24 protein-coding genes are annotated in these 21,847 nt (G+C 40.5%); all 24 read left to right on the top strand.

Going from position 1 to position 21,847, the window contains the following annotated elements:
• The first annotated feature begins 24 nt into the window (after nucleotides 1-24).
• The 24 genes from ABKJ27_RS08490 (at nucleotide 25) to gap (ending at nucleotide 21,843) form a co-directional block, all read left to right on the top strand.
• Nucleotides 25-1,373 (top strand): IS3 family transposase gene (locus ABKJ27_RS08490; protein WP_410011683.1). Its coding sequence is split into 2 segments (ribosomal slippage): nucleotides 25-475 and nucleotides 475-1,373, totalling 1,350 coding nucleotides; the frame shifts between segments, so codons are not numbered across the junction.
• A gap of 156 nt (nucleotides 1,374-1,529) precedes the next feature.
• A complete protein-coding gene (nagA, locus tag ABKJ27_RS08485; protein ID WP_410011682.1) occupies nucleotides 1,530-2,681 on the top strand; it encodes an N-acetylglucosamine-6-phosphate deacetylase in 1,152 nt (383 codons plus the stop codon).
• A 162-nt stretch (nucleotides 2,682-2,843) separates the two neighbouring features.
• Complete coding sequence (locus tag ABKJ27_RS08480) at nucleotides 2,844-3,902, top strand: zinc-dependent alcohol dehydrogenase family protein (protein ID WP_004257473.1); 1,059 nt, start codon at nucleotides 2,844-2,846, stop codon at nucleotides 3,900-3,902.
• A 244-nt stretch (nucleotides 3,903-4,146) separates the two neighbouring features.
• Nucleotides 4,147-4,512 carry a DUF1033 family protein gene (locus ABKJ27_RS08475; RefSeq protein ID WP_000286405.1) on the top strand — a complete coding sequence of 122 codons (366 nt, stop codon included), beginning with the start codon at nucleotides 4,147-4,149 and terminating at the stop codon, nucleotides 4,510-4,512.
• A 76-nt stretch (nucleotides 4,513-4,588) separates the two neighbouring features.
• Nucleotides 4,589-5,530 (top strand): competence type IV pilus ATPase ComGA, encoded by a 942-nt coding sequence (comGA, locus tag ABKJ27_RS08470; RefSeq protein ID WP_410011681.1) that lies wholly within the window; start codon nucleotides 4,589-4,591, stop codon nucleotides 5,528-5,530.
• The gene (comGB, locus tag ABKJ27_RS08465; RefSeq protein WP_410012147.1) at nucleotides 5,478-6,494 is read left to right on the top strand and encodes a competence type IV pilus assembly protein ComGB; all 1,017 of its coding nucleotides are present in this window, start codon (nucleotides 5,478-5,480) and stop codon (nucleotides 6,492-6,494) included. The genes comGA and comGB overlap by 53 nt, the downstream gene beginning before the upstream one ends.
• A 1-nt stretch (nucleotide 6,495) precedes the next feature.
• Complete coding sequence (comGC, locus tag ABKJ27_RS08460; protein WP_020903620.1) at nucleotides 6,496-6,819, top strand: competence type IV pilus major pilin ComGC; 324 nt, start codon at nucleotides 6,496-6,498, stop codon at nucleotides 6,817-6,819.
• Nucleotides 6,782-7,216, top strand: coding sequence for a competence type IV pilus minor pilin ComGD (comGD, locus tag ABKJ27_RS08455; RefSeq protein ID WP_410011680.1), 435 nt, complete (start codon nucleotides 6,782-6,784; stop codon nucleotides 7,214-7,216). The genes comGC and comGD overlap by 38 nt, the downstream gene beginning before the upstream one ends.
• Nucleotides 7,179-7,481, top strand: coding sequence for a competence type IV pilus minor pilin ComGE (gene comGE / locus ABKJ27_RS08450; RefSeq protein ID WP_153197443.1), 303 nt, complete (start codon nucleotides 7,179-7,181; stop codon nucleotides 7,479-7,481). Before comGD ends, comGE begins: the two co-directional genes overlap by 38 nt.
• A complete protein-coding gene (comGF, locus tag ABKJ27_RS08445) occupies nucleotides 7,444-7,905 on the top strand; it encodes a competence type IV pilus minor pilin ComGF (protein ID WP_020903618.1) in 462 nt (153 codons plus the stop codon). The genes comGE and comGF overlap by 38 nt, the downstream gene beginning before the upstream one ends.
• Entirely contained in the window at nucleotides 7,883-8,296 is a 414-nt protein-coding gene (gene comGG, locus ABKJ27_RS08440; protein WP_223340416.1) for a competence type IV pilus minor pilin ComGG, read from the top strand. Before comGF ends, comGG begins: the two co-directional genes overlap by 23 nt.
• A gap of 32 nt (nucleotides 8,297-8,328) precedes the next feature.
• Nucleotides 8,329-8,916, top strand: a complete 588-nt coding sequence (locus tag ABKJ27_RS08435) for a class I SAM-dependent methyltransferase (RefSeq protein ID WP_261052044.1) — start codon at nucleotides 8,329-8,331, stop codon at nucleotides 8,914-8,916.
• 60 nt (nucleotides 8,917-8,976) lie between these two features.
• The gene (locus tag ABKJ27_RS08430) at nucleotides 8,977-9,930 is read left to right on the top strand and encodes a class I SAM-dependent methyltransferase (RefSeq protein WP_410011679.1); all 954 of its coding nucleotides are present in this window, start codon (nucleotides 8,977-8,979) and stop codon (nucleotides 9,928-9,930) included.
• A 49-nt stretch (nucleotides 9,931-9,979) separates the two neighbouring features.
• A complete protein-coding gene (locus ABKJ27_RS08425) occupies nucleotides 9,980-11,170 on the top strand; it encodes an acetate kinase (protein ID WP_000167763.1) in 1,191 nt (396 codons plus the stop codon).
• Between the two features lie 149 nt (nucleotides 11,171-11,319).
• Nucleotides 11,320-11,691, top strand: a complete 372-nt coding sequence (gene rnpA, locus ABKJ27_RS08420) for a ribonuclease P protein component (RefSeq protein WP_000739245.1) — start codon at nucleotides 11,320-11,322, stop codon at nucleotides 11,689-11,691.
• Nucleotides 11,666-12,490, top strand: a complete 825-nt coding sequence (locus ABKJ27_RS08415) for a membrane protein insertase YidC (RefSeq protein ID WP_205008446.1) — start codon at nucleotides 11,666-11,668, stop codon at nucleotides 12,488-12,490. Before rnpA ends, ABKJ27_RS08415 begins: the two co-directional genes overlap by 26 nt.
• Before the next feature lie 17 nt (nucleotides 12,491-12,507).
• On the top strand, nucleotides 12,508-13,494 hold the full coding sequence (gene jag, locus ABKJ27_RS08410) for an RNA-binding cell elongation regulator Jag/EloR (RefSeq protein WP_020902385.1): 987 nt from the start codon (nucleotides 12,508-12,510) through the stop codon (nucleotides 13,492-13,494).
• Nucleotides 13,495-13,544: 50 nt separating this feature from the next.
• A complete protein-coding gene (locus ABKJ27_RS08405; protein WP_410011678.1) occupies nucleotides 13,545-14,168 on the top strand; it encodes an HI_0552 family protein in 624 nt (207 codons plus the stop codon).
• 115 nt (nucleotides 14,169-14,283) lie between these two features.
• Nucleotides 14,284-16,260, top strand: a complete 1,977-nt coding sequence (tkt, locus tag ABKJ27_RS08400) for a transketolase (protein ID WP_410011677.1) — start codon at nucleotides 14,284-14,286, stop codon at nucleotides 16,258-16,260.
• Between the two features lie 116 nt (nucleotides 16,261-16,376).
• Entirely contained in the window at nucleotides 16,377-16,676 is a 300-nt protein-coding gene (gene yajC / locus ABKJ27_RS08395; protein WP_084925440.1) for a preprotein translocase subunit YajC, read from the top strand.
• A gap of 46 nt (nucleotides 16,677-16,722) precedes the next feature.
• Nucleotides 16,723-17,166 carry a low molecular weight protein-tyrosine-phosphatase gene (locus ABKJ27_RS08390; RefSeq protein ID WP_084925438.1) on the top strand — a complete coding sequence of 148 codons (444 nt, stop codon included), beginning with the start codon at nucleotides 16,723-16,725 and terminating at the stop codon, nucleotides 17,164-17,166.
• Nucleotides 17,153-17,563: an MORN repeat-containing protein gene (locus tag ABKJ27_RS08385; RefSeq protein ID WP_084925436.1), complete on the top strand. Its 411-nt coding sequence runs from the start codon at nucleotides 17,153-17,155 to the stop codon at nucleotides 17,561-17,563. Before ABKJ27_RS08390 ends, ABKJ27_RS08385 begins: the two co-directional genes overlap by 14 nt.
• A gap of 298 nt (nucleotides 17,564-17,861) precedes the next feature.
• Nucleotides 17,862-20,513, top strand: a complete 2,652-nt coding sequence (gene adhE, locus ABKJ27_RS08380) for a bifunctional acetaldehyde-CoA/alcohol dehydrogenase (RefSeq protein WP_410011676.1) — start codon at nucleotides 17,862-17,864, stop codon at nucleotides 20,511-20,513.
• 319 nt (nucleotides 20,514-20,832) lie between these two features.
• Nucleotides 20,833-21,843 carry a type I glyceraldehyde-3-phosphate dehydrogenase gene (gene gap, locus ABKJ27_RS08375; protein WP_000260662.1) on the top strand — a complete coding sequence of 337 codons (1,011 nt, stop codon included), beginning with the start codon at nucleotides 20,833-20,835 and terminating at the stop codon, nucleotides 21,841-21,843.
• Nucleotides 21,844-21,847: the final 4 nt, after the last annotated feature.

The following is a 21,847-nucleotide window of genomic DNA, read 5'->3' as shown; positions in this document are numbered from 1 at the left end:
ATCTAACTTTTGGGGTGTTTTATTATGAAATTGAGTTATGATGATAAAGTTCAGATCTATGAACTTAGAAAACAAGGATATAGCTTAGAGAAGCTTTCAAATAAATTTGGGATAAACAATTCTAATCTTAGGTACATGATTAAATTGATTGATCGTTACGGAATAGAGTTCGTCAAAAAAGGAAAGAATTGTTACTATTCTCCTGAACTAAAACAAGAGATCATTGATAAAGTTCTTCTTGAGGGGCATTCACAAATTAGGGCGTCTCTGGATTATGCTCTTCTAAGTAGTGGATTACTTTCGAATTGGCTGGCACAATATAAGAAAAACGGGTATACTATTGTTGAGAAAACAAGAGGGAGACCACCTAAAATGGGACGTAAGCCAAAGAAGAGATTTGAAGATATGACAGAATTAGAACGTCTTCAAGCAGAAAATGAGTACTTGAGAGCGGAGAATGCCATTCTAAAAAAGTTGAGAGAACTCCGATTGAGAGACGAAAAGGAGCAAGAAGAAAAACGGAAATTGTTCAAGGACTGGTAACAGAGTTTTCTTTAGATATCCTTCTAAAGATTATTAAACTTGCCCGTTCAACTTATTATTACCACTTAAAACAGCTGGATCAAAGCGATAAAGATTATGATATTAAAGCTGAAATTCAGTCAATTTATACTGAGCACAAAGGAAATTACGGCTATCGTCGCATGACTCTAGAATTACGAAATCGTGGCTTCGTAGTGAACCATAAGAAGGTGCAGCGTCTGATGAAAGTACTTGGTTTAACGGCTCGAATTCGCCGTAAACGGAAGTATTCTTCATACCAAGGAGAGGTTGGCAAGAAAGCAGATAATCTTATTCAACGTCAATTTGAAGCAACCAAACCAATGCAAAAGTGCTACACAGATGTGACAGAATTTGCCATTCCAGCAAGCACTCAAAAGCTTTACTTATCGCCAGTTTTAGATGGTTTTAACAGCGAAATTATCTCCTACAATCTTTCTACTTCGCCGAACTTAGTACAAATGAAAGCTATGCTAGAACAAGCCTTTACAGAGAACCATTACGAAAATACCATTCTCCATAGTGACCAAGGCTGGCAATACCAACACGATTTCTATCATCATTTTTTAAAGAATAAGGGAATCCAACCATCTATGTCACGTAAGGGAAATAGTCCAGATAACGGTATGATGGAATCTTTCTTTGGCATTCTTAAGTCTGAAATGTTTTATGGTTATGAGAATACGTTTCAGTCACTTGAACACTTGGAACAAGCTATTGTAGACTATATTGATTACTACAACAACAAACGAATTAAGGTAAAACTAAAAGGACTTAGCCCTGTACAATACAGAACTAAATCCTTTGCTTAAATTAATTGTCTAACTTTTTGGGGTCAGTACAGAAATCCAGCTCTTTTAAAATATCTCTAGAAAATAGGTCTATACCATTTACAAATAAAAAAGAAAGGTTTATAATGTAATTGACATAATAAATTGTAGAATCAATCTTTTAAGGAGGTTAACATTATGCCTAACTATATTAAAGCGGATCAGTTTTTCTACCCACACGGGGTGCGTCGTGGCGGTTACTTGGAACTTGTGGATGGCAAGTTTGGAAAACATGTAGAAGAGATTCCTGAAGGAGCTGAGGTGATTGACTATACAGGATACAGCATTGCTCCAGGACTTGTAGATACCCACATTCATGGTTTTGGTGGTGTGGATGTTATGGACAATAATATCGAAGGAACCCTTCATACCATGAGTGAAGGACTACTTAGTACAGGTGTCACCAGCTTCTTGCCAACCACTTTGACATCAACTTATGAGCAATTGCTCGCGGTAACTGAAAATATCGGTGCTCGTTACCAGGAAGCAAGTGGAGCCAAGATTCGTGGAATTTATTTTGAGGGTCCATATTTCACAGAGAAATACAAGGGTGCTCAAAACCCTGCCTACATGAAAGATCCTCGCATGGATGAGTTTCGTGCTTGGCAAAAAGCAGCAAATGGCCTACTAAATAAAATTGCTCTTGCGCCAGAGCGTGAAGGTGTAGAAGACTTTGTACGGACTATTACCGGAGAAGGCGTAACAGTTGCTCTTGGACATTCAAATGCAACTTTTGATGAGGCTAAAAAGGCAGTAGATGCTGGAGCTAGTGTTTGGGTACACGCCTACAATGGTATGCGTGGGTTGACTCACCGTGAACTCGGTATGGTGGGAGCCATGTATGAGTTGCCACATACTTACGCTGAATTGATTTGTGACGGTCACCACGTAGATCCAAAAGCGTGTGACATCTTGCTCAAGCAAAAGGGAACTGAAAATATTGCCCTCATCACCGACTGTATGACAGCTGGTGGATTGGAAGACGGAGATTACATGTTGGGAGAATTCCCGGTAGTAGTTGCCAATGGAACTGCTCGCCTCAAATCGACAGGTAACTTGGCAGGTTCTATCCTTAAACTCAAGGATGGTTTGAAGAATGTAGTTGAATGGGGGATTGCGAATCCGCATGAAGCAGTCATGATGGCCAGCCTCAACCCAGCTAAATCTGTTCATATTGATGATGTCTGTGGGCAAATTCGTGAAGGCTACGACGCTGACTTCATCGTATTAGATAAAGATTTGGAATTGGTAGCAACCTATCTAGATGGTGTGAAACGTTATCAAGCATAAGAGAAAAAGCAGAAGTTAGAGATTAGCTTCTGCTTTTTTATCTATATTGCTTTACCGGTAAATAAAAAAGTTAAAAAAATCACAAAAAAACTTGAAGAAACAAATGAAAAGGCTTACAATTATATTATAAATAGTACAAATAAAAAAACGGAGGAATGCTTTATGAAAGCCTATACTTATGTTAAACCAGGACTTGCTTCTTTTGTTGATGTAGACAAACCAGTGCTTCGCAAGCCAACAGACGCTATTGTGCGTATCGTAAAAACTACTATTTGTGGAACAGACCTCCATATTATCAAAGGGGATGTTCCTGCTTGCCAAAGTGGTACCATTCTTGGTCACGAAGGGATTGGGATTGTTGAAGAAGTTGGGGAAGGAGTTTCGAACTTCAAAAAAGGCGATAAGGTCTTGATTTCTTGTGTCTGTGCCTGTGGTAAATGCTACTACTGTAAAAAAGGAATTTATGCCCACTGTGAAGACGAAGGGGGCTGGATTTTCGGTCACCTGATTGATGGTATGCAGGCTGAATATTTACGTGTCCCTCATGCAGATAACACTCTTTACCACACTCCAGAAGACTTGTCAGATGAAGCCTTGGTTATGCTATCAGACATTCTGCCTACTGGGTATGAAATTGGTGTCTTGAAAGGGAAAGTAGAACCTGGTTGTAGTGTAGCCATTATTGGTTCAGGACCTGTTGGATTGGCTGCTCTTTTGACAGCCCAATTCTATTCACCAGCTAAATTGATTATGGTGGATTTAGACGATAACCGCTTGGAAACTGCCCTATCATTTGGTGCGACTCATAAGGTTAATTCTTCAGACCCTGAAAAAGCGATTAAAGAAATTTATGATTTGACAGATGGTCGTGGTGTGGATGTCGCTATCGAAGCTGTTGGTATTCCTGCAACATTTGATTTCTGTCAAAAGATTATCGGTGTAGACGGAACAGTTGCTAACTGTGGTGTACATGGTAAACCAGTTGAATTCGATTTAGATAAACTTTGGATTCGCAACATCAATGTAACAACTGGTTTGGTATCTACAAATACAACTCCACAATTGTTGAAAGCTCTTGAAAGTCATAAGATTGAACCAGAAAAATTGGTAACTCACTATTTCAAACTCAGTGAAATTGAAAAAGCCTATGAAGTTTTCAGTAAAGCAGCAGACCACCATGCAATCAAAGTCATTATCGAAAATGATATTTCAGAAGCTTAAGTAGTAAAAACATTTTGGAACATAAGCAAATAGAAATTCAGTCATCATAAGATGGCTGGATTTTTTATCAAAAAATTAAGAAATGAGCATATTTCTTTCCTTGTTTGTCTGAATTGGTTATAATATACGGTACAAAGGAATGAATGAATATGTATCGTGTTATAGAAATGTACGGAGATTTTGAAATTTCTTTCCTTGTTTGTCTGAATTGGTTATAATATACGGTACAAAGGAATGAATGAATATGTATCGTGTTATAGAAATGTACGGAGATTTTGAACCGTGGTGGTTCTTAGAAGGTTGGGAAGAAGATATTGTAGCGAGTAAGAAATTTGACCAGTATTATGATGCTCTCAAATACTATAAAACTTGCTGGTTTAGATTGGAACAAGAATCCCCTCTTTATAAAAGCAGAAGTGACTTGATGACCATTTTTTGGGATCCAGAAGACCAACGCTGGTGCGATGAATGTGACGAGTATTTACAACAATACCATTCTTTGGCTCTTTTGCAGGACGAGCAGGTTATCCCAGATGAAAAATTACGTCCAGGCTATGAAAAACAAACAGGTAAGGAAAGGCACCGTTCTTGCCGTATGAAATTAAAATAGAGAAAAAGTAACTTTTTTGGAGTTGCTTTTTTTATTTTTCCAAATCTTTGCGAATAGTATAGGTGAGGAGGTAAGTATGGTTCAAGAAATTGCACAAGAAATCATTCGTTCGGCTCGGAAAAAAGGGGCACAAGACATTTATTTTGTCCCTAAGTTAGACGCCTATGAGCTTCATATGAGGGTCGGAGACAAGCGCTGTAAAATCGGTTCTTATGATTTCGAAAAATTTGCGGCCGTCATCAGTCACTTTAAGTTTGTGGCGGGTATGAATGTTGGAGAAAAGCGACGTAGTCAACTTGGTTCCTGTGATTATGCCTATGACCAGAAGATGGCGTCCCTACGTCTATCTACCGTAGGCGATTATCGAGGGCATGAGAGTTTGGTGATTCGCTTGTTGCATGATGAGGAGCAGGACTTGCATTTTTGGTTTCAGGACATTGAAGAATTGGGTAAGCAGTATAGGCAACGTGGTCTTTATCTTTTTGCTGGACCAGTCGGCAGTGGCAAGACAACCTTGATGCATGAATTGGCCAAGTCTCTCTTTAAAGGACAGCAGGTCATGTCCATCGAAGATCCTGTTGAAATCAAGCAGGACGACATGCTCCAATTGCAGTTGAATGAGGCAATCGGGTTAACCTATGAAAATCTCATCAAACTTTCCTTACGGCATCGTCCTGATCTATTGATTATCGGAGAAATTCGGGACAGCGAGACGGCGCGTGCGGTAGTCAGAGCCAGTTTGACAGGGGCGACAGTCTTTTCAACCATTCACGCCAAGAGTATTCGAGGTGTTTATGAGCGACTGCTGGAGTTGGGTGTGAGTGAGGAAGAGTTGGCAGTCGTTCTACAAGGAGTCTGCTACCAGAGATTAATCGGGGGAGGAGGAATCGTTGATTTTGCAAACAAAGACTATCAAGCACACCAGCCAACTAGCTGGAATAAGCAGATTGACCAGCTTCTTAAAGATGGACATATCACAAGTCTTCAGGCTGAAACAGAAAAAATTAGCTACAGCTAAGCAAAAAAATATCATCACCCTGTTTAATAATCTCTTTTCCAGCGGTTTTCATCTGGTGGAGACCATTTCCTTTTTAGATAGGAGTGCCTTGTTGGACAAGCAGTGCGTGACCCAGATGCGCACAGGTTTGTCTCAGGGAAAATCATTCTCAGAAATGATGGAAAGTTTGGGTTTTTCAAGTGCCATTGTCACTCAGTTATCCCTAGCTGAAGTTCATGGGAACCTCCACCTGAGTTTGGGAAAGATAGAAGAGTATCTAGACAATCTTGCCAAGGTCAAGAAAAAATTAATTGAAGTAGCGACCTATCCCTTGATTTTACTAGGTTTTCTTCTCTTAATCATGCTGGGACTACGTAACTACCTACTACCCCAACTGGATAGTAGCAATATTGCCACCCAAATCATTGGTAATCTGCCACAAATTTTTCTAGGAATGGTAGGGTTTGTTTTCATACTTGCCCTTTTAGCACTAACTTTTTATAAAAGAAGTTCTAAGATGCGCGTCTTTTCTATCTTAGCACGCCTTCCCTTTCTTGGAATCTTTGTGCAGACCTATTTGACAGCCTATTATGCGCGTGAGTGGGGGAATATGATTTCGCAGGGGATGGAGCTGATGCAGATTTTTCAGATGATGCAGGAACAAGGTTCCCAGCTCTTTAAAGAAATCGGTCAAGATTTAGCTCAATCCCTACAAAATGGCCGCGAATTTTCTCAGACGATAGGAACCTATCCTTTCTTTAAGAAGGAGTTGAGTCTCATCATCGAGTATGGGGAAGTCAAGTCCAAGCTGGGTAGTGAGTTGGAAATCTATGCTGAAAAAACTTGGGAAGCCTTTTTTACCCGAGTCAACCGCACCATGAATTTGGTGCAACCGCTGGTTTTTATCTTTGTGGCTCTGATTATCGTTTTACTTTATGCGGCAATGCTCATGCCTATGTATCAAAATATGGAGGTAAATTTTTAACATGAAAAAAATGATGACATTATTGAAAAAAGCTAAGGTTAAAGCTTTTACACTTGTGGAAATGTTGGTAGTCTTGCTCATCATCAGCGTGCTTCTATTACTCTTTGTACCTAATCTGACCAAGCAAAAAGAAGCAGTCAATGACAAAGGAAAAGCTGCTGTTGTTAAGGTGGTGGAAAGCCAGGCAGAACTTTATAGCTTAGATAAGAATGAAGAAGCTAGCCTAAGCAAGTTACAAGACGATGGGCGCATCACGGAAGAACAGGCTAAAGCTTATAAAGAATACCATGCTAAACAAAATACCAGCCAAACCGTTGCAGATTAAGGCTTTTACCATGCTTGAAAGTCTCTTGATTTTGGGACTTGTGAGTATCCTTGCCTTGGGCTTGTCCGGCTCTGTTCAGTCCACTTTTGCGGCGGTAGGGGAGCAGATTTTCTTTATGGAGTTTGAAGAACTTTATCGGGAAACACAAAAACGCAGTGTAGCTAGTCAGCAAAAGACTAGTCTAAATTTAGATGGGCAGACGATCAGTAATGGCAGCCAAAAGTTGACCGTTCCTAAAGGAATTCAGGCACCATCAGGACAAAGTATCACATTTGACCGAGCTGGGGGAAATTCATCCCTGGCTAAGGTTGAATTTCAGACCAGCAAAGGAGCGATTCGTTATCAATTATATCTAGGAAATGGAAAAATTAAACGCATTAAGGAAACAAAAAATTAGGGCAGTGATTTTACTGGAAGCAGTAGTGGCTCTAGCTATCTTTGCCAGCATCGCGACGCTCCTTTTGGGACAAATTCAAAAAAATAGGCAAGAAGAAGCAAAAATCTTGCAAAAGGAAGAAGTCTTGAGGGTAGCTAAGATGGCCTTGCAGACAGGTCAAAATCAGGTAAAGATAAACGGAGTGGAGATTCAGGTGTTTTCTAGTGAAAAGGGATTGGAGGTTTATCATGGTTCAGAACAGTTGTTGGCTATCAAAGAGCCATAAGGTCAATGCTTTCACCTTGTTGGAATCACTGATTGCTCTCATTGTCATCAGTGGAAGTTTACTCCTCTTTCAAGCCATGAGTCAGCTCCTCATTTCAGAAGTTCGCTACCAGCAACAAAGCGAGCAAAAGGAGTGGCTCTTGTTTGTGGACCAGCTGGAGGCAGAATTAGACCGTTCGCAATTCGAAAAAGTGGAGGGCAATCGCCTCTATATGAAGCAGGATGGCAAGGAAATTGCGATAGGTAAGTCAAAATCGGATGATTTTCGAAAAACTGATGCCAGTGGACGAGGATATCAGCCTATGATTTATGGACTCAAATCAGCTCAGATTACAGAGGACAACCAACTGGTGCGCTTTCATTTCCAGTTCCAAAAAGGCTTAGAAAGGGAGTTCATCTATCGTGTGGAAAAAGAAAAAAGTTAAGGCAGGTGTTCTCCTCTATGCAGTCACCATGGCAGCCATTTTTAGTCTTTTGTTACAATTTTACTTGAACCGACAAGTCGCTTACTATCAAGACTATGCTTTAAATAAAGAAAAGCTGGTCGCTTTTGCTATGGCCAAGCGAACCAAGGATAAAGCCGAGCAAGAAAGTGGGGAACAGGCCTTTAATCTGGGGCAGGTGAGCTATCAAAATAAGAAAACAAGCTTGGTGACAAGGGTTCGTACGCCTAAGAGTCAATATGAGTTCCTATTTCCCTCAGTCAAAATCAAAGAAGAGAAAACAGATAAAAAGGAAGAGGTAGTGACTGATTCAAGTAATCAAGCAGAGAAGAAAAAATCAGAAGAGAAGGTTGAAAAGAAAGAGAATTCCTAGCTAATCAGGCTACTTTGTGCTAAACTAAAAATATGAAACATGATTTTAACTACAAAGCAGAAACTTTTGATTCCCCTAAAAACATTTTCCTTGCAAACTTGGTTTGTCAAGCAGTCGAGAAACAGATTGATCTTCTATCAGACAAAGAAATTTTGGATTTCGGTGGAGGGACGGGTCTGTTAACCTTGCCCCTAGCCAAGCAGGCCAAGTCTGTAACATTGGTGGATATTTCGGAGAAAATGCTGGAGCAAGCTCGTTTGAAAGCGGAGCAGCAAGACATCAAGAATATCCAGTTTTTGGAACAAGATTTACTGAAAAATCCCTTAGAGCAAGAGTTTGATCTCATTGTTGTTTGTCGTGTTCTTCATCATATGCCTGATTTGGATGCGGCTCTCTCACTGTTTCATCAACATTTGAAGGAAGATGGACAACTCCTACTTGCTGATTTTACCAAGACAGAAGCTAACCATCATGGATTTGAATTGGTTGAACTGGAAAACAAGCTAACCCAGTTTGGTTTTTCATCTGTGCATAGTCAGATCCTCTATAGCGCTGAAGACCTGTTTCAAGGAAATTACTCAGAACTCTTTTTAACAGTAGCCCAAAAATCACTCGCTTAATCAGGGAGTGATTTTTCTATAAGGATGGAAAAAAGAAGGGAAATTTGATAAGATAGGAATATGGATTTTGAAAAAATTGAACAAGCTTATACGTATTTACTAGAGAATGTCCAAGTCATCCAAAGTGATTTGGCGACCAACTTTTATGACGCCCTGGTGGAGCAAAACAGCATCTATTTGGATGGTGAGACTGAGTTAGAGCAGGTCAAGGAAAACAATCAGGCCCTTAAACGCTTAGCGCTTCGCAAAGAAGAATGGCTCAAAACCTACCAGTTTCTCTTGATGAAGGCTGGGCAGACAGAGCCCCTACAGGCCAATCACCAGTTTACACCAGATGCCATTGCTTTACTTTTGGTGTTTATTGTGGAAGAGTTGTTTAAAGAGAAGGAGATTACGATCCTCGAAATGGGTTCTGGGATGGGAATTTTGGGCGCTACTTTCTTGACCTCGCTTGATAAAAAGGTGGATTACTTGGGAATGGAAGTGGATGATTTGCTGATTGATTTGGCAGCTAGCATGGCAGATGTAATTGGTTTGCAGGCTGGCTTTATCCAAGGAGATGCCGTTCGTCCACAAATGCTCAAAGAAAGTGATGTGGTCATCAGCGACTTGCCTGTCGGCTATTATCCTGATGATGCCGTTGCGTCGCGACATCAAGTTGCTTCTAGCCAAGAACATACTTACGCCCATCACTTGCTCATGGAACAAGGTCTAAAGTATCTCAAGTCAGACGGATACGCTATTTTTCTCGCTCCGAGTGATTTGTTGACCAGTCCTCAAAGTGAGTTGTTGAAAGGCTGGTTGAAAGAAGAGGCCAGTTTGGTTGCCATGATTAGTCTGCCTGAAAATCTTTTTGCTAGTGCTAAACAATCCAAGACTATTTTTATCTTACAGAAGAAAAGTGAAATAGCAGTAGAGCCTTTTGTTTATCCACTTGCTAGCCTACAAGATGCAAGTGTTTTAATGAAATTTAAAGAAAATTTTCAAAAATGGACTCAAGGTACTGAAATATAAAATAGATTTTGTTATAATAGATGAAAACGCTTAAAAGGGGTATCATGTTATGACAAAAACAATTGCAATCAATGCAGGAAGTTCAAGTTTGAAATGGCAATTATACTTAATGCCAGAAGAAAAAGTATTGGCGAAAGGCTTGATTGAACGTATCGGTTTGAAAGATTCAATTTCAACTGTAAAATTTGACGGTCGTTCTGAACAACAAATTTTGGATATCGAAAATCATACACAAGCCGTTAAAATTTTATTGGATGACTTGATTCGTTTCGATATTATCAAGGCTTATGATGAGATTACAGGTGTTGGACACCGTGTTGTTGCAGGTGGAGAATATTTCAAAGAATCAACAGTTGTTGAAGGGGATGTTTTAGAAAAAGTTGAAGAGTTGAGCTTGTTGGCTCCTCTCCACAATCCAGCCAATGCAGCAGGTGTTCGCGCCTTCAAGGAATTGTTGCCAGATATTACCAGTGTAGTTGTTTTTGATACTTCATTCCACACAAGTATGCCAGAGAAAGCTTATCGCTACCCTCTACCAACAAAATATTACACAGAAAACAAGGTTCGTAAATATGGTGCCCACGGGACAAGTCACCAGTTTGTAGCAGGAGAAGCAGCAAAACTCTTGGGACGTCCATTAGAAGACTTGAAATTGATTACTTGCCACATCGGTAATGGTGCTTCTATTACAGCTGTTAAGGGTGGTCAATCTGTCGATACTTCAATGGGATTCACTCCACTTGGTGGTGTGATGATGGGAACACGTACAGGAGATATTGACCCAGCTATCATTCCTTATTTAATGCAATATACAGAGGACTTTAACACGCCCGAAGATATTAGTCGCGTCCTTAATCGTGAATCAGGACTCATGGGTGTTTCAGGTAAATCTAGTGATATGCGTGATGTGATTGCTGCTATGGAAGAAGGGGATCATGATGCCACTTTAGCCTATGAAATGTATGTTGATCGTATCCAAAAACATATCGGTCAATACCTTGCAGTCTTAAATGGAGCAGATGCTATTATCTTCACAGCAGGTATTGGTGAAAATGCTGCAAATGTGCGCGAAGATGTTATCTCAGGTATCTCTTGGTTTGGCTGTGATGTTGATCCAGAAAAGAACGTCTTTGGCGTGACAGGAGACATCTCAACAGAGGCAGCGAAGATTCGTGTCTTGGTTATTCCAACAGATGAAGAGCTAGTTATTGCCCGTGACGTTGAACGCTTGAAAAAATAAGTAAAACTAGTAAAAATATTCCGTACAAGGAGTTGGGAAAGAGATTTTTCCAGCTTCTTTTTATGGTGAAATTGTCCAAAACCTTGCTATGATTGGCTTTTTTGAAAAATATGGTATAATAGTAGTAATTTAATAGATGGAGTTGAGTTTTGAAGAAAAACTTTCGTGTAAAAAGAGAGAAAGATTTTAAAGCGATTTTCAAGGAGGGGACAAGTTTTGCCAATCGCAAGTTTGTTGTCTACCAACTAGAAAATCAGAAAAACCATTTTCGAGTAGGTCTATCAGTTAGCAAAAAACTGGGGAATGCCGTCACTAGAAATCAAATCAAGCGACGAATCCGACATATTATCCAGAATGCAAAAGGAAGTCTGGTAGAAGATGTCGATTTTGTTGTCATTGCTCGAAAAGGGGTTGAAACCTTGGGATATGCAGAGATGGAGAAAAATCTACTCCACGTATTAAAATTATCAAAGATTTACCAGGAAGGAAATGGGAGTGAAAAAGAAACTACAGTTGACTAGTTTGCTAGGACTGTCTCTATTGATCATGACAGCCTGTGCGACTAATGGGACAACTAGCGATATCACAGCCGAATCAGCTGATTTTTGGAGTAAATTTGTTTACTTCTTTGCGGAAATTATTCGCTTTTTATCGTTTGATATCAGCATCGGAGTGGGGATTATTCTCTTTACGATCTTGATTCGTACAGTTCTCTTGCCAGTCTTTCAAGTGCAAATGGTGGCTTCTAGAAAAATGCAGGAAGCTCAACCACGCATTAAGGCGCTTCGAGAACAATATCCAGGTAGAGATATGGAAAGCAGAACCAAGCTAGAGCAAGAAATGCGTAAAGTCTTTAAAGAAATGGGTGTCAGACAGTCAGATTCTCTTTGGCCGATTTTGATTCAGATGCCGGTTATCTTGGCCTTGTTCCAAGCTCTATCAAGAGTTGACTTTTTAAAGACAGGTCATTTCTTATGGATTAACCTTGGTGGTGTGGATACAACCCTTGTTCTTCCGATTTTAGCAGCTGTATTCACCTTTTTAAGTACTTGGCTGTCTAATAAAGCATTGTCTGAGCGTAATGGAGCTACGACAGCGATGATGTATGGGATTCCGGTCTTGATTTTTATCTTTGCAGTTTATGCGCCGGGTGGAGTCGCCTTATACTGGACAGTATCCAATGCTTATCAAGTCCTGCAAACCTATTTTTTGAATAATCCATTCAAGATTATCGCAGAGCGCGAGGCTGTAGCTCAGGCACAGAAAGATTTGGAAAATAGAAAAAGAAAAGCCAAGAAAAAGGCTCAGAAAACGAAATAATAAGGAGGAATCTGGTAATGGTAGTATTTACAGGTTCAACTGTTGAAGAAGCAATCCAGAAAGGATTGAAAGAATTAGATATTCCAAGAATGAAGGCTCACATCAAAGTCATTTCTCGTGAAAAAAATGGATTTTTTGGTTTATTTGGTAAAAAACCAGCCCAGGTTGACATTGAAGCCATTAGTGAAACAACTGTCATTAAGGCAAATCAACAAGCTGTTAAGGGTGTTCCTAAAGAAATCAATGAACAAAATGAACCAGTTAAAACAGTCAGTGAAGCGACCGTTGATTTGGGGCATGTTGTAGAAGCAATTAAAAAGATTGAAGAAGAAGGCCAAGGGGTTTCTGATGAAGTCAAGGCTGAAATTTTGAAAAATGAAAAACATGCTAGCACCATCTTAGAAGAAACTGGGCATATTGAGATTTTAAATGAATTACAGCTTGAAGAAGCCGGCATCGAAGAAGTAGAAACTCCTATTGTTGAGAGTCGAGCTGAACAAACTGAAAGTCAAGAATTAGAAGATTTGGGCTTAAAGGTGGAACCGAGCTTTGATATTGAACAAGTAGCTACGGAGGTAACGACTTATGTTCAGACGATTATTGATGATATGGATGTCGAAGCGACGATTTCAAATGACTATAACCGTCGTAGCATCAATCTACAAATTGATACCAATGAGCCAGGTCGCATTATCGGCTACCATGGTAAAGTCTTGAAGGCCTTGCAGCTGTTAGCTCAAAATTATCTTTACAACCGCTATTCAAGAACCTTCTACATTACAATCAATGTCAATGATTATGTCGAACACCGTGCAGAAGTCTTGCAGACCTATGCGCAAAAATTGGCGACTCGTGTTTTAGAAGAAGGCCGCAGTCATCAAACGGATCCAATGTCAAATAGCGAACGTAAGATTATCCATCGTATTATTTCACGTATGGATGGCGTGACTAGTTACTCTGAAGGTGACGAGCCAAATCGCTATGTCGTTGTAGATACAGAGTAAGTAAAATCAGGTTTATCCTGATTTTTTGCTAGTTAGAAGAGGTTAAACGGATGTTAAATGAGATAAGAAACTATCTAGACTTTGCTGGTTTGCAGTACCGTAATCCAGATAAAGCGGGAGCAGAGCGAGAGAAAATGCTGGAATTGCGCCACAAAGGTCAAGAGGCCCGAAAGGCTTTTACAGAATTGGCCAAAGCTTTCCAAGCAAGCCATCCAGAATGGCAACTTCAACAGACTAGCCAGTGGATGAACCAAGCGCAGCGCTTGCGACCACACTTCTGGGCTTATCTACAGCGTGAGGGGAAAGTGACAGAACCTATGATGGCCTTACGTTTGTACGGAAGTTCTTCTGATTTTGGAGTCTCACTAGAAGTCAGTTTCATCGAGCGCAAGAAAGATGAGCAAACTTTAGGCAAGCAGGCCAAAGTTTTAGAAATTCCAACCGTTGAAGGGATTTATTATCTAGCCTACTCAGATGGTCAAAGTCAAAGATGGGAGGCGAACGAAGAAAATCGCCAGGCCTTAGTCAAGAAGATGGGCAGTCAAGAAATCCGAAAAGTTTTAGTGAAATCAGATGTTTCTATCATAGAAAATCAATCTTTAGAAGTGATTTTAGAAAAATTAGAAGATGCTTATGAACGCTTACTTCCCTACTATCAGGCGACTAGAGGATAGCAAATAGAATACTTATTTACGTCGAATTGTTTAATTGCTATTCTATGTATTTTTTCATATAATAGTAAAATAGAATGTGTGATTCACTAATCACCTCAAATAGAAAGGAAATTCTATGTCAAATCTATCTGTTAATGCAATCCGTTTCCTAGGTATTGACGCCATTAATAAAGCCAACTCAGGTCACCCAGGTGTGGTTATGGGAGCAGCTCCGATGGCTTACAGCCTCTTTACAAAACAACTTCGTATCAATCCAGCTCAACCAAACTGGATTAACCGTGACCGCTTTATTCTTTCAGCAGGTCATGGTTCAATGCTCCTTTATGCCCTTCTTCATCTTTCTGGTTTTGAAGATGTCAGCATGGATGAGATCAAGAGCTTCCGTCAATGGGGTTCAAAAACACCTGGTCACCCAGAATTTGGCCATACAGCAGGGATTGATGCTACGACAGGTCCTTTAGGTCAAGGGATTTCAACTGCCACTGGTTTTGCCCAAGCAGAACGTTTCTTGGCAGCCAAATATAATCGTGAAGGCTACAATATCTTTGACCACTATACTTATGTTATCTGTGGAGACGGAGACTTGATGGAAGGTGTCTCAAGCGAGGCGGCTTCATACGCAGGTCTGCAAAAACTAGACAAGTTGGTTGTTCTTTATGATTCAAATGATATCAACTTGGATGGTGAGACAAAGGATTCCTTTACAGAAAGTGTTCGTGACCGTTACAATGCCTACGGTTGGCATACTGCCTTGGTTGAAGATGGAACAGACTTGGAAGCTATTCATGCTGCTATCGAAACAGCTAAAGCTTCAGGCAAGCCATCTTTGATTGAAGTGAAGACTGTTATTGGATACGGTTCTCCAAACAAACAAGGAACTAATGCTGTACACGGTGCTCCTCTTGGAGCAGATGAAACTGCAGCAACTCGTCAAGCCCTTGGTTGGGAATACGAACCATTTGAAATCCCAGAACAAGTATATGCTGATTTCAAAGAACATGTTGCAGACCGTGGTGCATCAGCTTATCAAACTTGGACTAAATTAGTTGCTGATTATAAAGAAGCTCACCCAGAATTGGCTGCAGAAGTAGAGGCTATCATCGATGGACGTGATCCAGTTGAAGTGACTCCAGCAGACTTCCCAGCCTTAGAAAATGGCTTCTCTCAAGCAACTCGTAATTCAAGCCAAGATGCCTTGAACGTTGTGGCGGCTAAGTTGCCAACCTTCTTGGGTGGATCAGCTGACTTAGCTCACTCAAACATGACTTATATCAAGACTGACGGACTTCAAGACGACGCCAATCGCTTGAACCGTAACATTCAGTTTGGTGTTCGTGAATTTGCAATGGGAACTATCTTGAACGGGATGGCCCTTCACGGTGGACTTCGTGTATACGGTGGAACTTTCTTCGTCTTCTCTGACTATGTGAAGGCAGCTGTCCGTTTGTCAGCCTTGCAAGGACTTCCTGTGACCTATGTCTTTACCCATGATTCTATTGCAGTTGGGGAAGATGGGCCAACACACGAACCAGTTGAACACTTAGCAGGTCTCCGTGCTATGCCAAATCTAAATGTTTTCCGTCCAGCAGATGCGCGTGAAACTCAAGCAGCTTGGTACCTTGCAGTGACAAGTGAGAAAACACCAACTGCTCTTGTCTTGACACGTCAAAACTTGACTGTTGAAGAGGGAACAGACTTCGACAAGGTTGCTAAAGGTGCTTATGTTGTCTATGAAAATGAAGCAGACTTTGATACCATCTTGATTGCGACAGGTTCAGAAGTCAATCTAGCTGTCTCAGCTGCTAAAGAATTGGCTAGTCAAGGCGAAAAAGTCCGCGTAGTCAGCATGCCATCTACAGATGTCTTTGATAAACAAGATGCAGCATACAAGGAAGAAATTCTTCCAAATGCAGTTCGCCGTCGTGTTGCAGTCGAAATGGGTGCAACTCAAAACTGGTACAAATATGTTGGTCTCGATGGTGTTGTTCTCGGTATTGATACCTTCGGAGCCTCTGCACCAGCACCAAAAGTATTGGCAGAATATGGCTTTACTGTAGAAAATCTTGTAAAAGTCGTTCAAAATTTGAAATAATTCTAAAAATCAGGGCGCGAGCTCTGGTTTTTCTTACTAGAAAAGCAAGGTACAATCTTGTAAAAGTAGCTGAAATTTGATATAGTAGTCCTATGTAAAAGACAAAGGAGAAGAAAATGAATCCAAATTATACATTTTTAATTATGCTTGTAGCGATGTTGGGCTTGATGTTCTTTATGCAACGCTCTCAAAAGAAACAAGCACAAAAACGTATGGAAAGCTTAAATAAACTACAAAAAGGCTATGAAGTGATTACAATCGGTGGACTTTACGGAACAGTCGATGAAGTAGATACTGAGAAGAGAACGATCGTTCTTGATGTAGATGGAGTTTACTTGACTTTTGAACTAGCTGCTATCAAGACAGTATTACCGATGAAAGAAACAACTTCACTAGAAGGCGCAATTGAAAAATAAGACGGGACTACTAACTCCCGTTTTTCTATAAAAGAAAGGAAATGGGATGAAAAAACTAGTCTTTGTCTGCCTGGGAAATATTTGTCGCAGTCCTATGGCTGAGTTTGTTATGAAATCAATGACAGATAATTACGAAATCCAAAGTCGAGCGACTTCCTCTTGGGAACATGGTAATCCGATTCATAAGGGAACTCAAGGAATTTTTCAACAATATGAGATTCCCTATGACAAAGCCAAAACGTCGCTTCAGATTAGTAAGGAAGATTTTGAAGTTTTTGATTATATTATCGGAATGGATGCTTCAAATGTTTCTGACTTACGTCAGATGTGTCCAGCAGACTGTCAAGATAAGATTTACTCATTTGCATCTGAAAGTGTTCCAGATCCTTGGTATACAGGAGATTTTGAGGAAACCTATCGACGTGTTCAAGAGGGGTGCAGGGCTTGGTTAGAACGTTTAGAAAGGGAGAGTGAAGATGGAAAATCTTAAGAATTTTTACGAAAAGTATCGTGTCTATCTGACTCGTCCACGTTTAGAGCTTTTAGCAGTAGTTGCCATTGTTTTCTGTGCTGTACTCGTCTTTTTTCTAAATATTCCTGGAAAAGGTGTTCTAAAACTGGATAATGGAACGATTGTTTACGATGGCAGTCTTGTCCGTGGTAAAATGAATGGACAGGGTACTATTACTTTCCAAAATGGGGACCAATATACAGGTGGTTTCAGCAATGGAGCCTTCAATGGAAAAGGTACCTTTCAATCTAAAGAAGGCTGGACCTACGAAGGTGATTTTGTAAATGGTCAGGCTGAAGGAAAAGGGAAACTAACAACAGAACAAGAAGTCGTTTATGAAGGAACTTTTAAACAAGGCGTTTTTCAACAAAAATAGGGCCTCCTTATCAAAGGAGGTATTGTTATAAGCTTTAAGTAAGCGCTTACCTGCAAATCCTTTTCTTTCCAAGTTCCTCTTCCAAGCAAGTTTGTGAAATAAAAAATTTTTGAAATAAATTTCACAAACTCTAAAGAAAAAGCTTGTGGAGAAAAGATAATGAGAAAAACTTCACAAGGAACCAAAAATTCTTTGTGAAATGTTTATGAAACTGTTTACAAAGTTGAAATAATGCGTTATAATAAACTTGTGAAAAAATTAACAAAGGATTTAGTCCTTGAAAGCTATGGAGGAAAATATGGCTGATAAAAAAACTATGACACCAGAGGAAAAGAAACTCGCTGCTGAAAAGCATGTCGATGGGTTGGTGCAAAAAGCTCTAGTTGCCCTTGAAGAAATGCGTAAGTTGGACCAAGAGCAAGTTGACTACATCGTAGCTAAAGCGTCAGTAGCAGCTTTGGATGCCCACGGAGAATTGGCTTTACATGCCTATGAAGAAACAGGACGTGGTGTATTTGAAGATAAAGCAACTAAGAACTTGTTTGCTTGTGAACATGTAGTAAACAACATGCGTCACACTAAGACAGTTGGCGTTATCGAAGAAGACGATGTAACAGGATTGACTCTCATCGCTGAACCGGTTGGTGTTGTCTGTGGTATTACTCCTACAACAAACCCAACATCAACAGCGATCTTTAAGGCATTGATTTCATTGAAGACTCGTAATCCAATCGTCTTTGCATTCCACCCATCAGCACAAGAATCATCTGCTCATGCAGCTCGTATCGTTCGCGATGCAGCTATCGCAGCTGGAGCTCCTGAAAACTGCGTACAGTGGATCACTGAACCATCTATGGAAGCAACAAGTGCCCTTATGAACCACGAAGGTGTTGCAACAATCCTTGCAACAGGTGGTAATGCCATGGTTAAAGCTGCATACTCATGTGGTAAACCAGCTCTTGGGGTAGGTGCCGGAAACGTTCCAGCTTATGTTGAAAAATCAGCAAACATCCGTCAAGCAGCACACGATATCGTTATGTCTAAATCATTTGATAATGGTATGGTCTGTGCATCTGAACAAGCGGTTATCATTGATAAAGAAATTTATGATGAATTTGTAGCAGAGTTCAAATCATATCACACTTACTTTGTAAACAAAAAAGAAAAAGCACTTCTTGAAGAATTCTGCTTCGGCGTGAAAGCAAATAGCAAAAACTGTGCTGGTGCAAAATTGAACGCTGACATCGTTGGTAAACCAGCAACCTGGATTGCAGAACAAGCAGGATTTACAGTTCCAGAAGGAACAAACATTCTTGCTGCAGAATGTAAAGAAGTTGGCGAAAATGAGCCATTGACTCGTGAAAAATTATCACCAGTTATCGCAGTTTTGAAATCTGAAAGCCGTGAAGATGGTATTACTAAGGCTCGTCAAATGGTTGAATTTAACGGTCTTGGCCACTCAGCAGCTATCCACACAGCTGATGAAGAATTGACTAAAGAATTTGGTAAAGCTGTTAAAGCTATTCGTGTTATCTGTAACTCACCTTCTACTTTCGGTGGTATCGGGGACGTTTACAATGCCTTCTTGCCATCATTGACACTTGGATGTGGTTCTTACGGACGCAACTCAGTTGGGGATAACGTTAGTGCCATTAACCTCTTGAATATCAAAAAAGTCGGAAGACGGAGAAATAACATGCAATGGATGAAACTTCCTTCAAAAACATACTTTGAACGTGATTCAATTCAATACCTTCAAAAATGTCGTGACGTTGAACGTGTCATGATCGTTACTGACCATGCCATGGTAGAGCTTGGTTTCCTTGATCGTATCATCGAACAACTTGACCTTCGTCGCAATAAGGTTGTTTACCAAATCTTTGCTGATGTAGAACCAGATCCAGATATCACTACAGTTGAACGTGGTACTGAAATCATGCGTGCCTTCAAACCAGATACAATCATCGCTCTCGGTGGTGGTTCACCAATGGATGCTGCTAAAGTAATGTGGCTCTTCTACGAGCAACCAGAAGTGGACTTCCGTGACCTTGTACAAAAATTCATGGATATCCGTAAACGCGCCTTCAAGTTCCCATTGCTTGGTAAGAAGACTAAATTCATCGCTATCCCAACTACATCTGGTACAGGATCTGAAGTAACACCATTTGCCGTTATCTCTGATAAAGCAAACAACCGCAAATACCCAATCGCTGACTACTCATTGACACCAACTGTGGCAATCGTAGACCCTGCCTTGGTATTGACAGTTCCTGGAGTTGTTGCTGCGGACACTGGTATGGACGTATTGACTCACGCGACTGAAGCTTACGTATCACAAATGGCTAGCGACTACACTGACGGACTTGCACTTCAAGCCATCAAGCTTGTATTCGAAAACCTTGAAAGCTCAGTTAAGAATGCAGACTTCCACTCACGCGAGAAAATGCATAACGCTTCAACAATCGCTGGTATGGCCTTTGCCAATGCCTTCCTAGGTATTTCTCACTCAATGGCTCATAAGATTGGTGCGCAATTCCACACAATTCACGGTCGTACAAATGCTATCTTGCTTCCATACGTCATCCGCTACAACGGTACACGTCCAGCTAAGACAGCAACATGGCCTAAGTACAACTACTACCGTGCAGATGAAAAATACCAAGATATCGCACGCATGCTTGGACTTCCAGCTTCTACTCCAGAAGAAGGTGTGGAGTCTTACGCAAAAGCTGTCTACGAACTTGGTGAGCGCGTAGGTATCCAAATGAACTTCAAAGCACAAGGTATCGACGAAAAAGAATGGAAAGAACATTCACGTGAATTAGCCTTCCTTGCTTACGAAGACCAATGTTCACCAGCTAACCCACGCCTTCCAATGGTTGACCATATGCAAGAAATCATCGAAGATTCTTACTATGGCTACAAAGAAAGACCAGGACGCCGTAAATAATTGTTTATCAGCCTAGAGGCAGGGAATCCCTGTCTCTTTATTTGTAGAACTGGAGTGTTGAAAATAATTTTTAGCTTTTCTATTTTCACTTTTCATCTGAAGAGGAAAGCTGGGAAGGCTAGGTAGATAAAGAAAGACAGCAGTATAGGCTTTCAAAGGAGAAAGAAAAATAAGTGGGGTATAGACAAAAAACAACGCCCGTACTTGCAATTAAATTTAAATAGTTATATAATAGGTTTGTTGAAAGGTGATTTGTAGTGATTCAAGTTACTCTTTTCACAATAAAAATTTCATGATTTTCATAAGGAGGAAATCACTAATGGTAGTTAAAGTTGGTATTAACGGTTTCGGACGTATCGGTCGTCTTGCTTTCCGTCGTATCCAAAACGTAGAAGGTGTTGAAGTTACACGCATCAACGACCTTACAGATCCAGTTATGCTTGCACACTTGTTGAAATACGACACAACTCAAGGTCGTTTCGACGGTACTGTTGAAGTTAAAGAAGGTGGATTTGAAGTTAACGGTAAATTCATCAAAGTTTCTGCTGAACGTGATCCAGAACAAATCGACTGGGCTAACGACGGTGTAGAAATCGTTCTTGAAGCTACTGGTTTCTTTGCTAAGAAAGCAGCTGCTGAAAAACACTTGCACGCTGGTGGAGCTAAAAAAGTTGTTATCACTGCTCCTGGTGGAAACGACGTTAAAACAGTTGTATTCAACACTAACCACGACGTTCTTGACGGTACTGAAACAGTTATCTCAGGTGCTTCATGTACTACAAACTGCTTGGCTCCAATGGCTAAAGCTCTTCAAGACAACTTTGGTGTTGTAGAAGGATTGATGACTACTATCCACGCTTACACTGGTGACCAAATGATTCTTGACGGACCACACCGTGGTGGTGACCTTCGCCGTGCTCGCGCTGGTGCTGTAAACATCGTTCCTAACTCAACTGGTGCTGCAAAAGCTATCGGTCTTGTAATCCCAGAATTGAACGGTAAATTGGACGGAGCTGCTCAACGTGTTCCTGTTCCAGCAGGTTCTGTAACTGAGTTGGTAGCAGTTCTTGAAAAGAACGTTACTGTTGACGAAGTGAACGCAGCTATGAAAGCAGCTTCAAACGAATCATACGGATACACTGAAGATCCAATCGTATCTTCAGATATCCTAGGTATGTCTTACGGTTCATTGTTTGACGCAACTCAAACTAAAGTTCTTGACGTTGACGGTAAACAATTGGTTAAAGTTGTATCATGGTACGACAACGAAATGTCATACACTGCACAACTTGTTCGTACTCTTGAATACTTCGCAAAAATCGCTAAATAATTCA

Origin of the sequence: Streptococcus sp. KHUD_011, assembly GCF_046352925.1 — a bacterium.
GTDB lineage: Bacteria > Bacillota > Bacilli > Lactobacillales > Streptococcaceae > Streptococcus.
Note: the sequence above shows the minus strand (reverse complement) of the source record. Positions and strands in the feature narration are given on the sequence as shown.